This is a genomic window from Frankia sp. R82, from assembly GCF_023716925.1.
Classification (GTDB): domain Bacteria; phylum Actinomycetota; class Actinomycetes; order Frankiales; family Frankiaceae; genus Frankia.
Map to the genome: position 1 here is coordinate 13,772 of NZ_JAMQQG010000284.1, position 20,596 is coordinate 34,367.

Genomic DNA, 20,596 nt, shown 5'->3' on the forward strand with positions numbered 1-20,596 from the left:
CGCGCGATCAGCTGCCCAGGTGAAGCTGCGGATGGGCGATCGCGGCCAGGGTCTGTCCGATCCGGGCGGCCACCTCGTCGGGGTCGCCCGCGCCCTCGATGGTGTGCAGCAGGCCGGCCTGCTGGTAGTAGCGGCGCAGCGGGGCGGTCTCCGCGGCGAAGACCGCCATGCGACGCCGTGCGGTGTCCTCGGCGTCGTCCAGACGGTCCTCGGTGTGGGCCCGACGACGGATGCGGGCCAGCACCTCGTCCACGTCCACGTCGAGGTCGATGACGGCGTCCAGCGGGCCGCAGCTCGCCGCGAGCATCCGGTCCAGTGCCTCCGCCTGCGGGTAGGTGCGCGGGAAGCCGTCGAACAGAAACCCCTCGGCGCAGTCGACACCGGCGGCGAGCCGGTCGGCGACCATGTCCAGCACGATCTCGTCGGGGACGAGCTCACCGGCTCGCACGTACCGCTCGGCCCGCTGCCCCAGGGGGGTGCCCGCGGAGATCTGCCGATCGAACAGCTGACCGGTGGAGATCGTCGGAATGCCGTGTCGGGCGCTGATCCGCGCACCCTGCGTTCCCTTGCCGGAGCCGGGGGGACCGAGCAGCACGAGCCTCATGCCCATGGACGGTACCGCCACCAGCGCCGATGCCCAGCGCTGATACCGGCCAATCGCGACAGATGCGGCGGGGAGCAAGCCACATCACACCCGTTTGTCACGGGACGCGCGATCGTGGCTCACTCCCCGGCCAGGCTCTGACCGCCCGGCGCCGCATCCGCCGCACGCGGTCCGGTCCGGACCCGTCCTGCTCTGCCTGGCTCTGCGGCGAGTGCGGGTGATCAGCGGCGGGTGCGGGTGATCAGCGGCGGGTGGGGGTGATCAGCGGCGGGTGGGGGTGATCGGGTCGGGCAGGTCGGTGCCGCCCATGAGCCGCCGGTCGACCGCCGCGGCCGCGGAACGTCCCTCGGAGATCGCCCAGACGATCAGTGACTGGCCACGGCCCATGTCGCCGGCGACGAACACGCCGGGCACCGAGGTCTCCCAACCCGCGTTGCGGGCCACGTTGCCCCGGGCGTCGAGCTCGACGCCGAGCTCCGCCAGCAGGCCGGTGCGCTGCGGGCCGGTGAAGCCCATCGCCAGCAGCACCAGCTCGCACGGCAGCTCGACGTCGGTGCCCTCGACCTTCTCGAACCGTCCCGAGGTGAAGCGCACCTCGTGCATCCGCAGCGCCCGCACGTTGCCCGCGTCATCGCCGAGGAAGCGTTCGGTGGACACGGCGAACACCCGCTCGCCACCCTCCTCGTGCGCGCTGGACACCCGGTAGAGGATCGGGAAGGACGGCCACGGGTTCGCCGGTGCGCGCAGCTCCGGCGGTCGCGGCATGATCTCCAGCTGGTGGACGGAGGCCGCGCCCTGGCGGTGCGAGGTGCCCAGGCAGTCGGCGCCGGTGTCCCCGCCGCCGATGATGACCACCCGCTTGCCCGCCGCCGTGATCGGCGGTTCGGCCAGGTCACCGGAGACAACCCGGTTCGCCGGCTCCAGGAACTCCATCGCCAGGTGGATCCCACCGAGCTCCCGGCCGGGAACGGGCAGGTCCCGGCCGATCGTCGACCCACCGGCGAGGATCACCGCCTCGTAGGACGAGCGCAGTTCGGCAGCCGAGATGTCCACCCCGACATCACACGAGGTGACGAACGAGGTGCCCTCGGCCTCCATCTGGGCAAGGCGGCGGTCCAGGACCGCCTTCTCCATCTTGAACTCGGGGATGCCGTAACGCAGCAGGCCGCCGACGCGGTCGGCCCGCTCGTAGACGACGACGTCATGCCCCGCCCGGGTGAGCTGCTGGGCGGCGGCGAGCCCGGCGGGCCCGGAGCCGACGACGGCGACCCGGCGCCCGGTGCGCACCGACGGCGGCACCGGGACGACGGTCCCGTCCGCCCAGGCCCGGTCGATGATGCTGACCTCGACCTGCTTGATCGTCACCGGATCATCGCCGATGCCCAGCACACAGGCCGCCTCACAGGGCGCCGGGCAGAGCCGACCGGTGAACTCGGGGAAGTTGTTCGTCGCGTGCAGCCGCTCGATCGCGTCCGGCCAGTCGCCGCGGCGGGCCAGGTCGTTCCACTCGGGGATGATGTTCCCCAGGGGGCAGCCGTTGTGACAGAACGGGATACCGCAGTCCATACAGCGGCCCGCCTGCGCGCGCAGGTCCTCCTCCGGAAACGGCTGGTAGACCTCTCGCCAGTCCTGGATGCGCAGGTCGACCGGGCGACGGGTCGGCAGCTCCCGGTGGTGCTTGAGAAAGCCGGTCGGGTCGGCCATGTCACTCCTGTCCGGTCGTGCGGGAATGGGACGGGCAGAGCTGGCGGTGGTGGCGGTCAGCCACGGCCGGCCGCCATGATCTCCTCTTCGGCGACCAGGCCCTGCTCCTCGGCGCGGCGGATCGCGGTGAGCACCCGCTTGTAGTCCCGCGGCATCACCTTGCGGAACGATCCCCGGACGTTCTCCCAGTCGGCATGGAGTCGGGCGGCCACCGTCGACCCGGTCTCCCGGCGGTGACGCACCAGCAGATCACGCACTGTCGCCTCGTCGTCGGCGTCGAGCTCCTCGACGTCGACCATCTCCCGGTTGATCCGGGCGTCCACCGGGTCGTGGAGGTAGGCGACGCCGCCGCTCATCCCGGCGGCGAAGTTGCGTCCGATCTGCCCGAGGACGAGCACGGTGCCACCCGTCATGTACTCGCAGCCATGATCGCCGACACCTTCGACGACCGCGGTGGCGCCGGAGTTACGCACGCAGAAACGCTCACCGACGATGCCGCGGAAGAAGGCCTCACCGGCGGTGGCGCCGTAGAGCAGCACGTTGCCGGCAACGATGTTGTCCTCGGCACGCAGCGGCGACTCCTTCGGCGGGAAGACGAAGATCTTGCCGCCGGACAGGCCCTTGCCGGTGTAGTCGTTGGCGTCGCCCTCGAGGGTCAGGGTCATCCCGCGCGGTGCGAACGCGCCGAAGCTCTGGCCGGCGGAGCCGGTGAACCGCAGCTGGATGGTGTCGTCCGGCAGGCCGGCGCCGCCGTAACGCCTGGTCACCTCGTAGCCGAGCATCGTGCCAACGGTGCGGTTGACGTTGCGGATCGGCATCTCCAGCCACACCGGCCGACCGTCGTCGAGCGCACCCTCGCACAGCTGGATGAGCGAGTTGTCCAGTGCCTTGTCCAGCCCGTGGTCCTGGCTGGAGGTGCAGTGCAGCGAGCCGCCGAAGGGCCGCTCGGGGGTGTGCAGCAGCGGGGTGATGTCGAGTCCGGAGGCCTTCCAGTGCTCGATCGCCGCGCGGGCGTCGAGCAGGTCGACCCGGCCGACGGCCTCCTGCAGGGTGCGGAAGCCCAGCGCCGCAAGATGGGCGCGGACCTCCTCGGCGATGTAGGTGAAGAACGCCTCCACGAACTCGGGCCGGCCGGTGAACCGGGCCCGCAGCTGCGGGTTCTGGGTGGCCACGCCCACCGGACAGGTGTCGAGATGGCAGACGCGCATCATCACGCAGCCGGCGACGACCAGCGGAGCGGTGGCGAACCCGAACTCCTCGGCGCCGAGCAGCGCGCCGACGATGACGTCGCGGCCGGTCTTGAGCTGGCCGTCGACCTGCACGACGATCCGGTCACGCAGGCCGTTGAGCAGCAGCGTCTGCTGGGTCTCGGCCAGCCCCAGCTCCCACGGGGCACCGGCGTGCTTGAGCGAGGTCAGCGGCGAGGCACCGGTGCCGCCGTCATGGCCGGAGATGAGCACCACGTCGGCATGCGCCTTGGACACCCCGGCCGCGACCGTGCCGACCCCGACCTCCGCGACCAGTTTCACGTGCACCCGGGCCTTCGGGTTCGCGTTCTTCAGGTCGTGGATGAGCTGGGCGAGGTCCTCGATCGAGTAGATGTCATGGTGCGGCGGGGGGGAGATCAGGCCGACGCCCGGGGTGGAGTGGCGGGTCTTCGCGATCCACGGGTAGACCTTGTGGCCGGGCAGCTGGCCGCCCTCCCCGGGCTTGGCGCCCTGGGCCATCTTGATCTGGATGTCGTCGGCGTTGGCCAGGTACTCGCTGGTCACCCCGAACCGGCCGGACGCGACCTGCTTGACGGCGCTGCGGCGCAGGTCGCCGTTGGCGTCGGGGACGAACCGCTCGGCATCCTCCCCGCCCTCGCCGGTGTTCGACTTGCCACCGAGACGGTTCATCGCGATGGCCAGGGTCTCGTGCGCCTCGGCGCTGATCGAACCGTAGGACATCGCGCCGGTCGCGAACCGCTTGACGATCTCCGAGACCGGCTCGACCTCCTCGATCGGCACCGGCGGACGAACCCCGGTGCGCAGCTCGAACAGGCCGCGCAGCGTCGCGTTCTCCCGGGACAGCCCGTCGATCTTGCCGGTGTACTCCTGGAACACGTCGTACTGACGGGTGCGGGTGGCGTGCTGCAGCAGGAAGACGGTCTCCGGGTTGAACAGATGCAGCTCGCCCTCGCGGCGCCACTGGTACTCGCCGCCAACCTCCAGCCCGCGGTGCGCAAGCTCGGAGGCGACCCGCGGGTGGGCGCGGTGGTGACGGGCGGCGACCTCGGCGGCGATGATCTCCAGGTCGACCCCGTCCAGCCGGGACGGGGTGCCGACGAAGTAGGTGTCGACGAACTCCTGGGCAAGCCCGATCGCCTCGAAGACCTGCGCACCGGTGTAGCTGGCGACGGTGGAGATGCCCATCTTGGACATCACCTTCAGCACGCCCTTACCCAGCGCCTTGATCAGGTTTTTCTCGGCCTGCTCGCGGGTGACGCCGGTGACCTCACCCTCGTCGATCAGGGTGCCGACCGACTCGAATGCCAGGTACGGGTTGACCGCGGCCGCGCCGTACCCGGTGAGCAGGGCGATGTGGTGGACCTCGCGGGCGTCGCCGCACTCGACGATCAGCCCGACCTTCGTCCGGGTGCGCTCCCGGATCAGATGGTGATGCACGGCCGCGGTGAGCAGCAACGACGGGATCGGCGCCTTGCGCTCATCGGAGTCACGGTCGGAGAGCACGACGATGCGCGCCCCGTCGGCGATGGCCTCGCTGACCCCGGCGCAGATCTCGGCCAGGCGGGCGGCGAGCGCCTCGCCGCCACCGTCGACGTCGTACAGACCGCGGACGGTGACGGAGGCGAAGCCGGGCATGTCACCGTCGTCGTTGATGCCGATGATCTTGGCGAGCTGGCCACTGCTGATCACCGGATAGGGCAGGTGCACCATCCGACATGACGCCGGGGACGGATCGAGCAGGTTGCCCTCCGGGCCGAGGGTGCGCCCGAGGCTGGTGACGAGCTCCTCCCGGATCGCGTCCAGCGGCGGGTTGGTGACCTGCGCGAACAGCTGGGTGAAGTAGTCGAACAGCAGCCGAGGACGGGTGGAGAGCACGGCCACCGGCGTGTCGGTGCCCATCGACCCGATCGGCTCGGCACCGCCACGAGCCATCGGCGCCACCAGGATGCGCAGCTCCTCCTCGGTGTAACCGAAGACCTGCTGGCGGCGTAGGACGGACGAGTGCCCGTAGACGACGAGCTCACGCTCGGGCAGGTCGTCGAGGGAGATCAGCCCCGCGTGCAGCCACTCCGCGTAGGGCGCGGCGGTGGCGAGCTCAGACTTGATCTCCTCGTCGTCGACGATCCGGCCCTGGGCGGTGTCGACGAGGAACATCCGGCCCGGCTGCAGCCGTCCCTTGCGGACCACCCGATGCGGCGGAATGTCGAGCACGCCGACCTCGGAGGCCATCACGACCAGCCCGTCGTCGGTCTGCCAGTACCGCCCCGGGCGCAGCCCGTTGCGGTCGAGAACGGCACCGATGACCGTGCCGTCGGTGAACGCGATCGCCGCCGGGCCGTCCCAGGGTTCCATCAGCGTCGAGTGGAACTCATAGAACGCCCGGCGCGCCGGATCCATCTCGGCGTGGTTCTCCCACGCCTCGGGAATCATCATCAGCACCGCGTGCGGCAGGCTGCGCCCGCCCAGATGCAGCAGCTCCAGGACCTCGTCGAAGCTCGCCGAGTCGCTCGCGCCGTCCGCGCAGATCGGGAACAGCCGCGCCAGGTCGCCAGAAATGAGGTTGCTTTCCAGCAGGGCTTCTCGGGCCCGCATCCAGTTCCGGTTGCCGCGGACGGTGTTGATCTCGCCGTTGTGGGCGACGAACCGGTACGGATGGGCCAGCGGCCAGCTCGGGAACGTGTTCGTCGAGAACCGGCTGTGCACCAGCGCGATGGCGCTGGCGAACCGCGGGTCGTCCAGGTCCGGGAAGTACGCCGAGAGCTGGTGGGTGGTCAGCATCCCCTTGTAGACGATCGTGCGCGACGACAGGGACGCAACGTACACACCCGTCTCGCGACGGATCCGCTTGCGCGCACAGAACGCCCGTCGCTCCAGCTCACCGACGTCGAACCGGCTCGCCGCTGCGCCGTCTGTGCCCGCCGCACCCTCGGTGGTCACACCGGACGGGCCAGCCGCACCGGCCATGGCGGCCGTGGCAGTCGCACCGGGCACGGCATCGCCGGGCAGAGCGACGAACAGCTGGCGCATACGTGGCTCCACCTCGCGGGCGGCATGCCCGACGATGTGACTGATCGTGGGCACCTCCCGCCAGCCGAGCACGCGCAGGCCCTCCTGGCGCACGATGCGGCTGATCACCCGCACCGCGTCGTCACGTTCCCCCGCCACCTGGGGCAGGAAGGCGATCCCGACCGCGTACCGACCTGGCGCCGGCAGGGCGAAATCCACCACGTCACGCAGGAACCGATCAGGGACCTGGACGAGAATGCCGGCCCCGTCGCCGGTATCCGGGTCGCTACCCGACGCGCCACGGTGATCAAGGTTGCGCAGGACGGTCAGGCCCTGGTCAACCAGCTCATGGCTACGACGACCGTGCACGTCGACTACGAAGCCGACCCCACAGGCGTCGTGTTCGAAAGTGGGGTCGTAAAGACCTTGCGCGCTCGGCATCCGGCGAAGTCCCGTCCGTCTTCAGGGGCTGAAGGTGAGGCGGACGACGCTGTCCGAAGGTGAACCACGGCACGACGGCGCTGGCCCAGCGACCCGTGTGTCTGCTCTCGAGTGTGCCATGCGCCGAGCCGACACGCCTTGATCATATATGTCCGGCAGGTCACAGCCGTATAACGTCACACAACCTGACACGGGCCGCGTATCTGGCGGTAGTGGATGGCCATCTTTCGGACATCTGGCACGATCCAGCTCCGGCCGAGCGGGGTCCGCAGGTTCAGTGCGGCGGCGCCTCAGCCGGGGCCTGCCCCGCCGATTCTCCCCTGCCCGGCGCCGGGCGGCCAGCCTGCGACCCGACGTCGACGCCGTCGCCGTACCCGGCGACGAGTCCCGGCTCGAGTCTGCGCCCCGGCTCGTTCCCAGGCGCGGCACTCTCGGCCTCGGTCTTCGCCTCGGCTGTGCCCTCGGGCTCGGCCCCGGCCTCGCTCGTGGCGTCGGCGTAGGCATCGGCGCCGCGGCGGGCTCGGTCGCGTACCAGGCCCAGCTCGCGCTGCTCCTCAGGTGACACGTCCAGGTCAACAGGTCGACGGGTGACCGCGAACGCGATGATGGCCCCGAGGCAGACCAGGGCGGACGTCCAGATGTTCACCCGAAGCCCGAGAATCTTGTCGGCGGTGTCGATACGCAGCATCTCGATCCACAGCCGGCCGAACGTGTACAGCGCCACGTACAGGGCGAACAGCCGGCCGCGGCCGAGGCGGTGCCGTCGGTCGACGACCAGCAGGATGCCGGCGACGACCAGGTTCCACAGGAACTCGTACAGAAACGTCGGCTGATAGGTGGCGACTGCCGGGTCGATCCGGTGCGCGGGATCGATGCGCACGGCCCAGGGCAGATCGGTGGCACGCCCGTACAGTTCCTGGTTGAACCAGTTACCCCAACGGCCGATGGCCTGCGCCAGGATGATCCCGGGCGCGGCGGCATCGGCGAACAGGGCGAGACTGACCCCCAGCCGACGCGCCGCGATCCACGCACCGAGCGCGCCGCCGGCGATCGCCCCCCAGATGCCGAGCCCGCCGTTCCAGATCTTCACCACGTCGCCGAGGTTGCCGTCGTGCCCGAAGTACGGATCAGGCGTACTGAGCACATGGTAGATCCGGGCGCCGACAATCCCGAAGGGCACCGCCCAGAAGGCGATCTCCCCCGCGATCTCGGGATCGACCCCGCGGGCACGCAACCGCCGGCCGGTGACGACCACGGCGACCACGATTCCAATGATGATCATCAGGGCATAGGCGCGCAACGGCACCGGCCCCAGATGCACCACACCACGGGACGGACTGGGAATAGCGGCGAACACCACGATGGTCAGGCTATCTCGACACCCTTACCGACCCGGCGCCAGCCACGCCCGTCGCACCACCCGCCCGTTTCGTCCGCCCCGCGCGTGGATACAGGGCCCATTCGGGTCAGGCGGTGACGGGGACGGCGCCCTGGCCGCCGCGCACGCCCAGGGCGAGGTCGGCGGCGAGGGCTTTGATGCCGCTGAGGGCGGACTCGGGGTCGTCGCCGCGGCGCTGTGCGTCGACGAGCACGCGGACCAGCGCCGATCCGACGATGACGCCGTCGGCGAAGGTGGCGACCTGGGCCGCCTGCGCGGCGGTGCCCACGCCGAGGCCGACGGCCACCGGCAGCGAGGTGACCTCCCGGACCCGCGCGACAAGCCCCTCAGCCTGAGCGCCCACCTGAGCCCGGGCGCCGGTGACACCCATCAGTGAGGCCGCGTAGACGAAGCCGCCGCTGATGTCGGCCACCCGGCGTAGACGCTCGGGCGACGAGCTGGGCGCGACCAGGAACACCGAATCCAGGCCATGCTCGGCGGTGGCGGCGAGCCACGGACCAGCTTCCTCCGGCGGCAGGTCCGGAGTGATCGCCCCGGCGCCGCCGGCGGCTGCGAGGTCGGCGGCGAAGGCAGCCACACCATGGCGCTCGATCGGATTCCAGTAGGTCATCACCAGCGTCGGGGCGCCGGTGTCGGCAACCGCTTCGACGGTGCGCAGCACGTCCTGGGTAGTGATCCCGCCGCGCAGGGCGGCATCGGCGGCCTCCTGGATCACCGGGCCGTCCATCGTCGGATCGGAGTAGGGCAGACCGACCTCGACAATGTCCACACCGGCAGCGACCATCGCGCGCATGGCAGCGATCGCACCGTCCACCGTGGGATAGCCGGCGGGCAGGTATCCCACCAGGGCCGCGCGCCCCTCGGCTCGAGCGGCCGTGAAACACGCGTCCAACCGGCTGTGCATGGTGCGTCCGTTCGCTTCGGGCCCGCGGGCCGGCTGTGGATGATTCGGCCCGACCCGGCCGGGGACCGCGGACATCAGCGCTGCTCGCCGACGTCAGTGGTGGTACCGGCAGTCCCTGCGGTGGCAGGCTCGTCGAGCAGGCCGAACCAGCGGGCCGCGGTGTCGACGTCCTTGTCTCCCCGACCGGAGCAGTTGACCAGCAGGGTTGCCTCCGGGCCCAGCTCGCGGGCCACCTCGATCGCGGCGGCGAAGGCGTGGGCGCTCTCGATCGCGACCAGGATGCCTTCCGTGCGGGCGACCAGAGCGAGGGCCTCCATGGCCGCGGTGTCATCGACCACCCGGTAGGTTGCCCGGCCGGTCTCGTGCAGCAGCGCGTGCTCGGGGCCGATGCCGGGGTAGTCCAGGCCGGCGGAGATGGAGTGGGAGACCTGGGTCTGGCCCCACTCGTCCTGCAGCAGGTACGTGCGCATGCCGTGCAGCACACCTGGCGCGCCGCCGGCGATCGCTGCCGCGTGGCGGCCGGTGGCCACGCCGTCGCCGCCGGCCTCGCAGCCGATCAGCGCGACGTCGGTGTCCGGAATGAACGGATGGAAGATGCCCATCGCGTTGGAACCGCCGCCGACACAGGCGACCACCGCGTCCGGCAACCGACCGGTGCGCTCGAGAACCTGCGCCCGGGCCTCCACGCCGATCACGCGCTGGAAGTCACGTACCAGCATCGGGAACGGATGCGGGCCCATCACCGAGCCGATGCAGTAATGGGTGTCCTCGACGGTGGCAACCCAGTCCCGCAGGGCCTCGTTGATGGCGTCCTTGAGGGTGCGGCTACCGGAGGCCACCGAGACGACCTCGGCGCCGAGCATGCGCATCCGGGCGACGTTGAGGGCCTGGCGACGGGTGTCCTCCTCGCCCATGTAGACGACGCAGTCCAGCCCGAGCAACGCACAGGCTGTGGCGGTGGCGACCCCGTGCTGGCCGGCGCCTGTCTCGGCGATGACTCTCGACTTGCCCATCCGCTTTGTCAGCAGGGCCTGGCCGAGCACGTTGTTGATTTTGTGGGAGCCGGTGTGGGCCAGGTCCTCCCGCTTGAGCAGGATGCGGGCACCACCGACATGGTCGGTGAGCCGGCGCGCGTCGGTGAGCGGGGTGGGCCGCCCGGCATAGGTGGCGAGCAGATCGTCGAGCTCGGCAGTGAACGCCTCGTCGATCCGGGCCTGCGCGTAGGCCTCGGTCAGCGCGTCGAGCGCGGCCATGAGCGCCTCGGGCACGAAGCGCCCGCCGAACCGGCCGAAGTGGCCCGACGCATCCGGAAACGCCTGCCAGTCGGCCGCGGCCTGCACACCCGTGGGACGCAGCGGCGCCGCTCCCGCGGCATCGGCGGAGGGGGCTGGGGCAGCGGTTCGAATGGCCACGGTGCGACTGTATCGGGCCCCGCCGACAGAACGCGTCCGGCCGCCGCGGCGGCCGGGTCCGACCCGACACGACGGTGTCCACCGGCGGCCGGGCGCAACATCAGTGGCCGACGCGGGAGCCGCCGCGACCGGCAGGAGACCTCAGCGCCCGACGCGGCCGGCCGGGTGGGCGCCGGCGGCGACCAGGTCGGCGACCGTCTGTCGGGGGTCGCCGGTGACGGCGGCCTCGCCGACCAGCACCGCGTCGGCCCCGGAGGCCGCATATGTGCGCAGGTCGTGGGGCCCGCGCACGCCGGACTCGGCCACCTTCAGCACCCCGGACGGGATCATCGGCGCCAACCGGGCGAAGGTGCTTCGGTCGATCTCGAGGGTGCGCAGGTCCCGGGCGTTCACGCCGACCAGGCGGGCGTCGGCGTCCAGCGCGCGGACGAGTTCGGCCTCGTCGTGCACCTCGACCAGCGCGGTCATCCCGAGGGACTCGATGCGCTCGCGCAGGCCGACCAGGCGAGGCTGGTCAAGCGCCGCGACGATCAACAGGACGATGTCCGCGCCGTGCGCGCGGGCCTCGAAGACCTGGTACGGCGAGACGACGAAGTCCTTGCGCAGCAGCGGGACGTCGACCGCACGGCGCACCGCGTCGAGATCCGCGAGCGAGCCGCCGAACCGGCGCTGCTCGGTGAGCACGCTGATGGCGGCGGCACCGCCCGCCTCGTAGTCCACCGCGAGAGCGGCTGGATCCGTGATCGCCGCCAGGCTGCCCTTGGACGGCGAACGACGCTTGACCTCGGCGATCACCGACACCGGTGAGTCATGGAAGACGGCCAGCGCGTCCCGGGGGTCCGGGACGCGCTCGACGCGCCGTTTGAGGTCGTCGAGGGAGGTCTGCTGTTCACGCACGGCAAGGTCTGACCGGACCCCGTCGAGGATGTCGTCGAGGACGCTCATCGACCCGTGCTCGCGGCTTTCGCGCTCATGCCGCCGATGGTAGGCCAGGTCACCGACGTGGGCCCCACGCACCCACACCTTGCTACGTGCCGCGACCATCCACCCCCACCTCCGAGGGCCGCCCTCGACCGCGGACGTCATCCACCCGGCCCGCTTCGGCGACCTGTCCAGCACGGCACGCCACGCCACCGGCGCGCCATGCTGGCCGACCACCCCGGCAATCCCGTATAGTCGAACACACGTTCGGAAACGAGGGAGAATGCATGAACGGATGCATGAACGGATGCATGAACGAATGTTTGGACGGATGCCTGGACGGATGTATAGACGGATGCCTGAACGCCCGCCAGGTCCTGGTCCCGCCACTGTCGGGTTGGTCGTCCGTCGGCGCACGGGTGCCTGAACGGCCCACGGTTGCGCCGGTCGGGCTGCCAGCCAGCGGCCGGGAGCAAGAGCCGCTCGAGCGGCTGCTCCGCTGCCTGGACCGGATGGATGCGCTGGTCACTCTGCTGGAGGCCGATCTACGTCGTCAGCAGGACCTGCTCGCCTCGCTCACGACTCCGGAGCGGGTGTCCGGGCCGCTGGGAGGCGGCGGGTGGGCAGGGCCGCCGGGTGGTCACGGCGGATCCCGGTGATCAGGTGGGGTCGTGGCCCCGCTCGATCGCGTCCCAGGCGTCGACCGGCCGGGCGTCGCGAGCCTGGTAGCGGCCCGACATCGCCGGCCATCGGCGTCCGCGCGCGGCGGCGAGCGCGCCGGCGGCGGTGAGCAGCAGGCCGCCGAACGCCGCCAGCCACGGTGCCGCTGTGCGGTGTACGGCGGTGATGTCCGCCGGGCCGCCGACGGACAGCTGGCGCACGCTGTCGGTGCGGCGCAGCGCGGGCGTCGGGTCGAGGCCGATCCGCAGCACCACATAGACGATGCCGATCCCGGCCACGATGGCCAGCAGACCCACAGCGGCGCGCCCGATACCGCGGGCGGCCACGATCGCCACGGTGGCAGCCAACCCGACCAGGGCGAGAGCGGTCGCTGCCGGGGCAAGTGTGGAGCCGGTCCAGTGGGTGGCCAGCGGCGCGGCCACGGCTGCACCGTCACTGGCGGTGTGCGGCGCGCCGACCCTGGCGGAGACCCAGGTCGCCGCCCCACACACGAGTACCAGTCCCGCGCCGAGCAGACAGCCGAGCACGGCCAGACCGCGTTCCCGCCGCCCGGCGCGGGCGGCGTCGCCCGCGCCCGGCGCAGAACCGGGCGACCCGGGGAGCCCGGGCGTCGCGTCGGGGGACGCGGGGCCCGAAGAGGAGGAGGTCATGCCGGCGGTCGGAGGGATTCGGCGACCTCGATAGCCCGCAGTACGGCGGCGGCCTTGGTGCGGCTCTCGAGATCTTCGGCATCGGGATCGGAGTCGGCGACGATTCCGGCACCGGCCTGGACGTAGGCGACGCCGTCGCGGATCACCGCGGTCCGGATCGCGATGGCGGTGTCCAGGTCGCCGCCGAAGTCCAGATAACCGACCACCCCGCCGTAGACGCCGCGGCGGGTCGGTTCCAGCTCGTCGATGACCTCCATCGCACGCACCTTCGGCGCCCCGGACAGCGTCCCGGCGGGGAACGTCGCGGCCAGCACGTCCACGGCACTGCGCTGTCCGGCCACCTCACCGATCACCGTGGAGACGATATGCATGATGTGGGAGAAGCGCTCGACCTCCGCGAACTCGACGACTCGCACCGAACCGGGCACACACACCCGGCCGAGGTCGTTGCGGACGAGGTCGACCAGCATCACGTGCTCGGCGCGTTCCTTCGGGTCGGCCAGCATCTCGGTGGCAAGCTCGGCGTCCTGTTCCGGCGTCGCGCCACGGGGGCGGGAGCCGGCGATCGGGTGCAGCAGGGCGCGGCGTCCGGTGACCTTCACATGCGCCTCCGGCGACGATCCGACGACGTCGTGGTCGCCGAAGCGCAGCAGGTACATGTACGGGCTTGGGTTGGTGGTGCGCAGCACCCGGTAGACGTCCAGCGGATCGGCGGTCGTGGCGCGCTCGAAGCGCTGCGAGACGACGATCTGGAAGCACTCCCCGGCGCGGATCTCCTCGATCGCGCGCTCGACCGCGCTCTGGTAGGCACCGGGCGGCGTGGCGGAGACGAAGTCCTTGACACCGGTGAGCGCACCGGTGGTCGTGGCCACCGTCGGCTCGCTCCACTTGGCCAGGTCGCTGGTCATCGTGTCCAGGCGCGCCACCGCCTCGTCGTAGAGGGCGTCGAGTTCGGCCGGGTCACGGGGGCTGACGGCAGCACGGCGGTCGGTTGCGGGGCGGCCTGGTCCGTCCGCGGCGGACGCGGTGAAGGCGTTGGCCACGAGCAGGCAGGACCCATCCCGGTGGTCCAGGACGGCGAGGTCGGTGACCAGCAGCATGCGCAGCTCGGGCAGGTGCAGGTCGTCCACGGCGTGCGACGGCAGCCGTTCGATCCGCCGGACGATGTCATAGCTGAGGTAGCCGACAAGCCCGCCCATCAGGGGTGGTGCGCCGTCGTCATGAGCGGCGCGCAGGCTGCTTTCCACCGCGCGCAGGATGTCCAGCGGGTCACCACCGGTCGGCACCCCCGGCGGTGGTGTGCCGTCCACCCACAGGGCCTTGCCGTCGCGCTCGGTGAGCGTCGCCGCCGCCCGTACGCCCACGAACGAATAGCGCGACCACTCGCCGCCGTGCTCGGCCGACTCCAGCAGAAACGTGCCCGGGCCGCCGGCGAGCTTGCGGTAGATGCCGACCGGGGTTTCGCCGTCGGCGAGCAGCCGACGGGTGACAGCGACGACCGGATGGCGGGCCGCGGCGGCGTGGAAGCCGGCCCGGTCGGGAACGATGCGGCCGGTGGTCATCGGCCGGCCTCGGAGTCCGGCCCGGAATCCGGGTTACCCACGCGGGCGGGCAGCGGGCCGCCGGCCTCAAAACAGGTGTGGGTGCCGGTGTGGCACGCCGGGCCGATCTGGTCGACCCGCACCAGCAGGGCGTCGCCATCGCAGTCGAGCGCGACCGAGCGGACCCACTGCTGGTGGCCCGACGTATCGCCCTTGACCCAGTACTCACCGCGGCTACGGCTCCAGTACGTGGCCCGCCCGGTGGTCAACGTCCGGTGCAGCGCCTCGTCGTCCATCCACCCGAGCATCAGCACCTCCCCGGTGTCGTACTGCTGGGCGATGGCCGGGAACAGGCCGGCACCGTCGCGGCGCAGGCGCCCGGCGATGTCAGGGTCGAGAGCGGAGGGACGTTCGGTCACAGCTTCATTCTGCTCCCCCACCGGCCGGGCGCGGGGCCGGCGTCCGGGGTGCCGCGGGCACGCGGCGCTGATCGGCGAGGGCCGCCGAGGCCGGGACCGCCAGCCTCGGTCGCGCGCCCGCAGGCCCGGTCGCCCCGATCCCCGCAGCCCAGGACTGGTGCAGCCGCTGGTAGATCCCGGGCACGCGGACCAGATCCCCGTGCCGCCCACGCTGGGCGATCCGGCCAGCGTCGACGACCAGTACCTCGTCCGCCGTCTCGGCCGTGGACAGCCGGTGGGCGATTGTCACCGACGTGCGGTGGCGCATCAGTTCGGCCAGGGCCTGGGCCAGACGCACCTCGGTCTCCGGGTCGACCGCGGAGGTGGCCTCGTCGAGGACGAGCAGGTCGGGGTCGGCCAGCCGGGCCCTGGCCAGCGCTACCAGCTGGCGTTCGCCGGCCGACAGCCGCGATCCGCTCTCCCCCACCCGGGTGGCGAGCCCGCCGGGCTGGGCGGCGAGCCAGTCGCCAAGGCCGAGCGCCTCGAACGCGGCGTGTACCGCGGTGTCATCGGCCTCCGGGCGGCCGTAGCGGACGTTGTCGGCGATCGTCAGATCGAACAGGAACCCCTCCTGCGGCACCAGCAGGACCCGGCGGCGCAGAGAGGCGAACCGCACCTGGTCGAGCGGTACCCCGCCGACCAGGACCTGCCCCACGCTTGGGTCCATCAGTCGGGTCAGCAGCTTGACCAGGGTTGTTTTGCCGGAGCCGGTCTCGCCGACCACGGCGATCCGGCTACCCGCGACGATCTCCAGATCAATGTCCCGCAGTACCTGCGGCCCGTCCGGGTAGGCGAACCCGACCCCGGTGAAGCGCACGCCCAGCGGTCCCGCCGGCAGATCACGCCCGGACGGTTCCGGGTATCCGCCGGCGGGGCCGGCGGGGCCGGCCAGGGCCGGATCGCGGACGTCGGTGGGCAGGTCGAGGACATCGAGCACGCGGCGCAGGCCCGCCAGCGCGTTCGCCGCGTCGTTGAGGATCTCGGTCATCGACTGGATCGGCATGATGAACAGGGTCATCAGGAACAGGAAGGCGACCAGTCGGCCGGTGCTGATCGACCCGTCGACGCCGAGCAGAACGCCGACGATGACGGCCGACGCGGTGGCTACGGCGGCCACCAGCTCGCTCAGCGAGAACACACCGGCGATCATTCGCTGGGCCGAGGTCTGGGCGGCGCGATGGCGATCGATCGAGGTGTCGATACGCCGGGCGGTCCGCTCCTGGACGCCGTAGGCCCGCACGACCGAGGCGCCGACGACAGCCTCGGCGACGGCGCCGAGCAGATCGCCGATGCGTTCCCGGACCTGGGCATACCGTCCGGCGAGGCGGCGCTGAGTGTGCCGGGTGAACAGAAACAGGGGGACGTAGAAGCCGTAGACCACCAGGGTGAGCGGCCAGGAGTAGATGACCATCAGCACGGTCGCGATCAGCATCTGTCCGGTCGAGACCAACAACATCACGCCGCCGAACTGCAGGAACTGCGACATCTGGTCGATGTCGCTGGTGACCCGGGAGGTCAACGAGCCACGGCGCTGCGCGGACTGGCTGAGCATCGACAGATCGTGGATGTGGCGGAACGCCCGGATCCGCAGGGCGGCAAGGGCCGTCTCGGACAGCCGGTACAGCCGCCGGTTCATCCGGTAGTTGGCCAGCGCGGTCAACATGATCACTATCGCGGCCACCCCGACGGCCGCGCCGACCAGAGCCAGGTCGACCTGGTCATCCGCAAGACCCCGGTCGAGGATCTGCTGGACTGTCACCGGAATGGCGACCTTGCCTGCGGTGGCGACCGCGGCGAGTGCCAGGGTACCCACCAGACCGCGGGTCAGGTCGGGGGCGAGTGCACGCAGTCGCCGCAGCGTCGTCGTCAGCAGATCCACGCGAGTTGGCTCGGCGCCGCCGAGTCCTGCACCGGACGGGTCGGGCGGTGCGGAACCGGGCGGTGCGGAACCGGGGGGTGCGGGGCTCGTCTGGATGGGCGTGGTCATCGCGCCGTCTCCGGCTCCTGGGTGGGCTCCGTTTTCCGGGTGGGCTCTGGAGCTCGTTCTGGCTCGGGGTCGGCGGTGTCGAGGGCGGCTGCCTGCGCGGCCAGTTCGTAGGCGGTGAGCAGGGCCGCATAGCGGGGCGAGGTGGCCAGCAGGTCCTCGTGGCGGCCATGGCCGATCACCTGTCCGCCCTCGAGGTGCACCACCTCGTCCGCCAGGGCGATCGTGGAGCGGCGCTGGGCGACGACTACCACCGTGGCGGCACCGGCGCGGGCCCGCAGATCCGCGAGGATCGCGGCCTCGACCCGTGGGTCGACGCTGGCGGTCGCGTCGTCGAGGACCAGCAGCCGGGGCTCGCGCAGCAGGGCCCGGGCCAGGCAGATCCGTTGGCGCTGGCCGCCGGACAGGCTGGTGCCCCGTTCGCCGACCATGGTGTCGAGTCCGTCCGGGAGCTTGGCGACAAACCGGTCGGCCTGGGCCCGGCGCAGTGCTGTCCACACCGCGTCGTCGGTGGCGGTCAGACCCAGCGTGATGTTGGCGCGCACGCTGTCGTCGAACAGGAACGCCTGCTGGGCCACGACGGCCACCGCCCGGCTCACCTCTCCGACGGCAAGGTCACGCAGATCGATCCCATCGAGCAGGACCTCACCGTGGTCTGGATCAACGAGCCGGGCGAGCAGGCCCACCAGGGTCGACTTGCCCGCGCCGGTCCGTCCGGTGATCGCGACGACGCTGCCCGGAGCCACCTCGACGCTCACCTGGTCCACCGTCGGTCGCTGATCCCGGGCCGACTGCGTCACCGCCGTGCCCCCGGTCACCGGTCCGTCGGGTGCGAGGACCGCGGGGTCGGGAGCGGAGGCCGTGCGCTCGGGGTCGCTGCCGGGGTAGGTGTAGGTGACGTCGCGCAGACCCAGCGCCGCGGGGCCGGTGCCGGTCAGGGTGCGGGGGCCATGGCGCTCGTCCGAGCGGGCCTGGGTCACCGCGTCCACCCGCTGACGGCCGACGACGGCGCGCGGCAGCTCGCCGAACACCCAGCCGAACGCGCGCAGCGGGAAGGCCAGCAGGGTGAACAGGTAGGCGACCCGGACGAGCTGACCGACGTCGATCGCCCCGGCCTGGATCCGCATGGCACCGACGAACAGCACGGCCAGGATGCCGAGGTTCGGCAGCGCCTCCATCAGCGGGTCGAACATGCCGCGCAGCCGCCCGGCGTTGATCATCGCGTCACGCAGCCGTTCGGCGCGGTCGGCGAAGCGGGCGGTCTCCTCCTCCTCGCGGCCGAGGGCCTTCACCACGAGCGCGCCGTCGAACGACTCGTGCGCCACCGCACTCACCTCGCCGCGCAGGGCCTGGGCGGCCGAGTACAACGGCGACGCCCGCCGGGCATACCAGATGTTGATCAGGCCGAAGGTGGGGAAGACCGCGAGCCCGATCAGGGCCAGCACGGGATCGGTGACGACGAGCAGCGCCAGTGCGGCCACCAGCATCGCCAGCGCCCCGACGGCGAACGGCAGCGGCATCAGCGGCGAGACCAGTGCTTCGACGTCCGCGTTGGCGTTGGACAGCAGGCTGCCGGTGGAATGGCTCTGATGCCAGGACAGCGGCAGCCGCAGGTACTGGCGGGTGACCTCGTGGCGGTAGCGGGCCTGCAGGCGGAACACCACCGCGCCGCCGGCGAGCCGGCGCAGGTACATGCCGAAGGCCCGCACGATGCCGACGGCGACGAACGCGACGCCGACCACCGCGAGCGCGGACCAGTCGGCGTGGCCCCGATCGATGGCCGGGAGCACGACCCGGTCCGTCGCCTCGCCGAGTACGAGCGAGCTCGCCACCCCACTCAGGGTGAACAGGCAGCCGCCGAACGTCGCCAGCGCGAACTGCCGGGGTTCCCGGACCGCGGCCCGCCACATCGTGGCCAGGCCCCGCGAGATGATCCCCGGACGTCTCCCGCCGCCGACATGGTCTCCGCCGCCGATATGGTCTCCGGTGTCGGTACGGTCTCCGGTGTCGGTACGGTCTCCGGTGTCGGACTCCGTCATCGGAATCCCGTCAGCGCACCGGGACGTCGGCGTCCCGCAGCGCGGTCTTCACCTGGCCGATGCGCAGCTGCCCGAAGTGGAACACGCTCGCGGCGAGCACGGCGTCCGCGCCCGCGGCCACCGCCGGGGCGAAATGCGCGAGGTCCCCGGCGCCGCCGCTGGCGATCACCGGGACGTCGACCTCGGCCCGCACGGCGGTGAGCAGCTCCAGGTCGTAGCCGTCGCGGGTGCCGTCAGCGTCCATCGAGTTGAGCAGGATCTCCCCCGAGCCGAGCTCCGTGACCTGCGCCGCCCACGCGACCGCGTCGATGCCGGTGCCGCGCCGTCCCCCGTGGGTGGTGACCTCGAAGCGGGGGCCGTCCGGGTCGGGGCAGCGGCGGGCGTCGATGGAGATCACGATGCACTGGTTGCCGAACCGGTGGGCGCATTCGCGGACGAGTTCCGGGCGGGCGACGGCCGCGGTGTTGATGCCGACCTTGTCCGCGCCGGCCCGCAGCAGCCGGTCGACGTCCTCGGCGGAGCGTACGCCGCCGCCGACGGTCAGCGGGATGAACACCTGCTCGGCGGTGCGCCGCACGATGTCGTAGGTGGTCGCCCGGTCCCCGGAGGAGGCGGTGATGTCGAGGAAGGTCAGCTCGTCGGCACCCTCGGCGTCGTAGAGGCGGGCCATCTCGACCGGGTCGCCGGCGTCGCGCAGATCGGTGAAGTTGACGCCCTTGACGACCCGCCCGCCGTCGACGTCCAGACAGGGAATGACCCGGACGGCGACACTCACCGGCCCGCCCCGCCGCCGCCGACCGAGCCGGCCGCGTCCTGGCCCAGGCTGCCCGTGGACCGGGTGGGACTGCCGGCGGCGAGGCTCGCGGTGAGGGCCAGCGCCTGCGGCAGGGTGAACGCGCCGGCGTACAGGGCCTTGCCGATGATGGCGCCCTCGACCCCGGGGATGGCGGCGATCTCGGTCAGGTCCTCCAGCTTCGACACGCCCCCGCTGGCCACCACGGGACGGTCCGTCGCAGCGGTCACCGAGCGCAGCAGTTCGACGTTCGGGCCGGTCAGCGTCCCGTCCCGGCGGACGTCGGTGAGGACGTAGCGGGCGCAGCCGTCGGCGTCGAGACGGGTGAGGACGTCGTAGAGCTCCCCGCCCTCGCGGGTCCAGCCACGGGCGGCGAGCGTGGTGCCGCGCACGTCCAGGCCGACGGCGATGCGGTCGCCGACCCGGGCGATCGCCCGGCGCACCCAGTCGGGGTTCTCCAGCGCCGCGGTGCCGATGTTCACCCGGGCCGCGCCGGTCGCCAGCGCCGCGTCGAGCGAGTCGTCGTCGCGGATGCCGCCGGAGACCTCCACGGCGACGTCGACGGAGCGCACGACCTTGGCGATCAGCTCCCGGTTGGACCCGCGGCCGAACGCAGCATCAAGATCGACAAGATGGATCCACTCGGCGCCGTCCCGCTGCCAGGTGAGCGCCGCCTCCAGCGGGTCGCCATAGGACGTCTCGGAGCCGGCCTCGCCCTGGACGAGACGCACGGCAAGACCGTCGGCCACATCGACGGCGGGCAGCAGAGTCAGAGCCATGCCGACACCCTACGGGCTGTCCGACCTGGACGGATCCGGCAGCGGGCCGCA

The 20,596-nt window shown here is 71.7% G+C and carries 15 protein-coding genes; 1 reads left to right on the forward strand and 14 read right to left on the reverse strand.

Translation table 11 applies throughout. The features are described from left to right. Positions 1-7: 7 nt before the first annotated feature. From ND747_RS21340 to trpC, 7 genes are all read right to left on the reverse strand, one after another. Positions 8-604 (reverse strand): adenylate kinase, encoded by a 597-nt coding sequence (locus tag ND747_RS21340; protein WP_251735791.1) that lies wholly within the window; start codon positions 602-604, stop codon positions 8-10. 261 nt (positions 605-865) lie between these two features. Beyond that, positions 866-2,308 carry a glutamate synthase subunit beta gene (locus ND747_RS21345; RefSeq protein ID WP_251735743.1) on the reverse strand — a complete coding sequence of 481 codons (1,443 nt, stop codon included), beginning with the start codon at positions 2,306-2,308 and terminating at the stop codon, positions 866-868. Positions 2,309-2,364: 56 nt separating this feature from the next. Then, positions 2,365-6,984 (reverse strand): glutamate synthase large subunit, encoded by a 4,620-nt coding sequence (gene gltB / locus ND747_RS21350; protein WP_251735744.1) that lies wholly within the window; start codon positions 6,982-6,984, stop codon positions 2,365-2,367. 274 nt (positions 6,985-7,258) lie between these two features. Next, positions 7,259-8,344, reverse strand: a complete 1,086-nt coding sequence (gene lgt, locus ND747_RS21355; RefSeq protein ID WP_251735745.1) for a prolipoprotein diacylglyceryl transferase — start codon at positions 8,342-8,344, stop codon at positions 7,259-7,261. Positions 8,345-8,450: 106 nt separating this feature from the next. Beyond that, entirely contained in the window at positions 8,451-9,287 is an 837-nt protein-coding gene (gene trpA / locus ND747_RS21360) for a tryptophan synthase subunit alpha (protein WP_251735793.1), read from the reverse strand. A 74-nt stretch (positions 9,288-9,361) separates the two neighbouring features. Then, the gene (gene trpB / locus ND747_RS21365; RefSeq protein ID WP_374216288.1) at positions 9,362-10,699 is read right to left on the reverse strand and encodes a tryptophan synthase subunit beta; all 1,338 of its coding nucleotides are present in this window, start codon (positions 10,697-10,699) and stop codon (positions 9,362-9,364) included. Between the two features lie 141 nt (positions 10,700-10,840). Then, positions 10,841-11,644: an indole-3-glycerol phosphate synthase TrpC gene (gene trpC, locus ND747_RS21370; RefSeq protein ID WP_251735796.1), complete on the reverse strand. Its 804-nt coding sequence runs from the start codon at positions 11,642-11,644 to the stop codon at positions 10,841-10,843. A 287-nt stretch (positions 11,645-11,931) separates the two neighbouring features. Between trpC and ND747_RS21375 the strand changes: the two genes are divergently transcribed. Then, positions 11,932-12,279 carry a hypothetical protein gene (locus ND747_RS21375; protein ID WP_251735746.1) on the forward strand — a complete coding sequence of 116 codons (348 nt, stop codon included), beginning with the start codon at positions 11,932-11,934 and terminating at the stop codon, positions 12,277-12,279. Here the strand turns inward: ND747_RS21375 and ND747_RS21380 are convergent, their stop codons facing one another. The 7 genes from ND747_RS21380 to priA are packed head-to-tail and all read right to left on the reverse strand — an operon-like array spanning position 12,280 to position 20,545. After that, positions 12,280-12,951, reverse strand: coding sequence for a Trp biosynthesis-associated membrane protein (locus tag ND747_RS21380; protein WP_251735748.1), 672 nt, complete (start codon positions 12,949-12,951; stop codon positions 12,280-12,282). Then, a complete protein-coding gene (locus ND747_RS21385; protein WP_251735750.1) occupies positions 12,948-14,513 on the reverse strand; it encodes an anthranilate synthase component I in 1,566 nt (521 codons plus the stop codon). Before ND747_RS21385 ends, ND747_RS21380 begins: the two co-directional genes overlap by 4 nt. Further along, positions 14,510-14,911 (reverse strand): phosphoribosyl-AMP cyclohydrolase, encoded by a 402-nt coding sequence (hisI, locus tag ND747_RS21390; protein ID WP_251735751.1) that lies wholly within the window; start codon positions 14,909-14,911, stop codon positions 14,510-14,512. The genes ND747_RS21385 and hisI overlap by 4 nt, the downstream gene beginning before the upstream one ends. A gap of 4 nt (positions 14,912-14,915) precedes the next feature. After that, a complete protein-coding gene (locus tag ND747_RS21395) occupies positions 14,916-16,937 on the reverse strand; it encodes an ABC transporter ATP-binding protein (RefSeq protein ID WP_251735753.1) in 2,022 nt (673 codons plus the stop codon). Continuing rightward, on the reverse strand, positions 16,934-18,973 hold the full coding sequence (locus ND747_RS21400) for an ABC transporter ATP-binding protein (RefSeq protein ID WP_251735755.1): 2,040 nt from the start codon (positions 18,971-18,973) through the stop codon (positions 16,934-16,936). The genes ND747_RS21395 and ND747_RS21400 overlap by 4 nt, the downstream gene beginning before the upstream one ends. Before the next feature lie 10 nt (positions 18,974-18,983). Further along, positions 18,984-19,748 carry an imidazole glycerol phosphate synthase subunit HisF gene (hisF, locus tag ND747_RS21405; protein ID WP_251735757.1) on the reverse strand — a complete coding sequence of 255 codons (765 nt, stop codon included), beginning with the start codon at positions 19,746-19,748 and terminating at the stop codon, positions 18,984-18,986. Further along, a complete protein-coding gene (gene priA / locus ND747_RS21410) occupies positions 19,745-20,545 on the reverse strand; it encodes a bifunctional 1-(5-phosphoribosyl)-5-((5-phosphoribosylamino)methylideneamino)imidazole-4-carboxamide isomerase/phosphoribosylanthranilate isomerase PriA (RefSeq protein WP_251735759.1) in 801 nt (266 codons plus the stop codon). Before priA ends, hisF begins: the two co-directional genes overlap by 4 nt. Between the last annotated feature and the right edge of the window lie 51 nt (positions 20,546-20,596).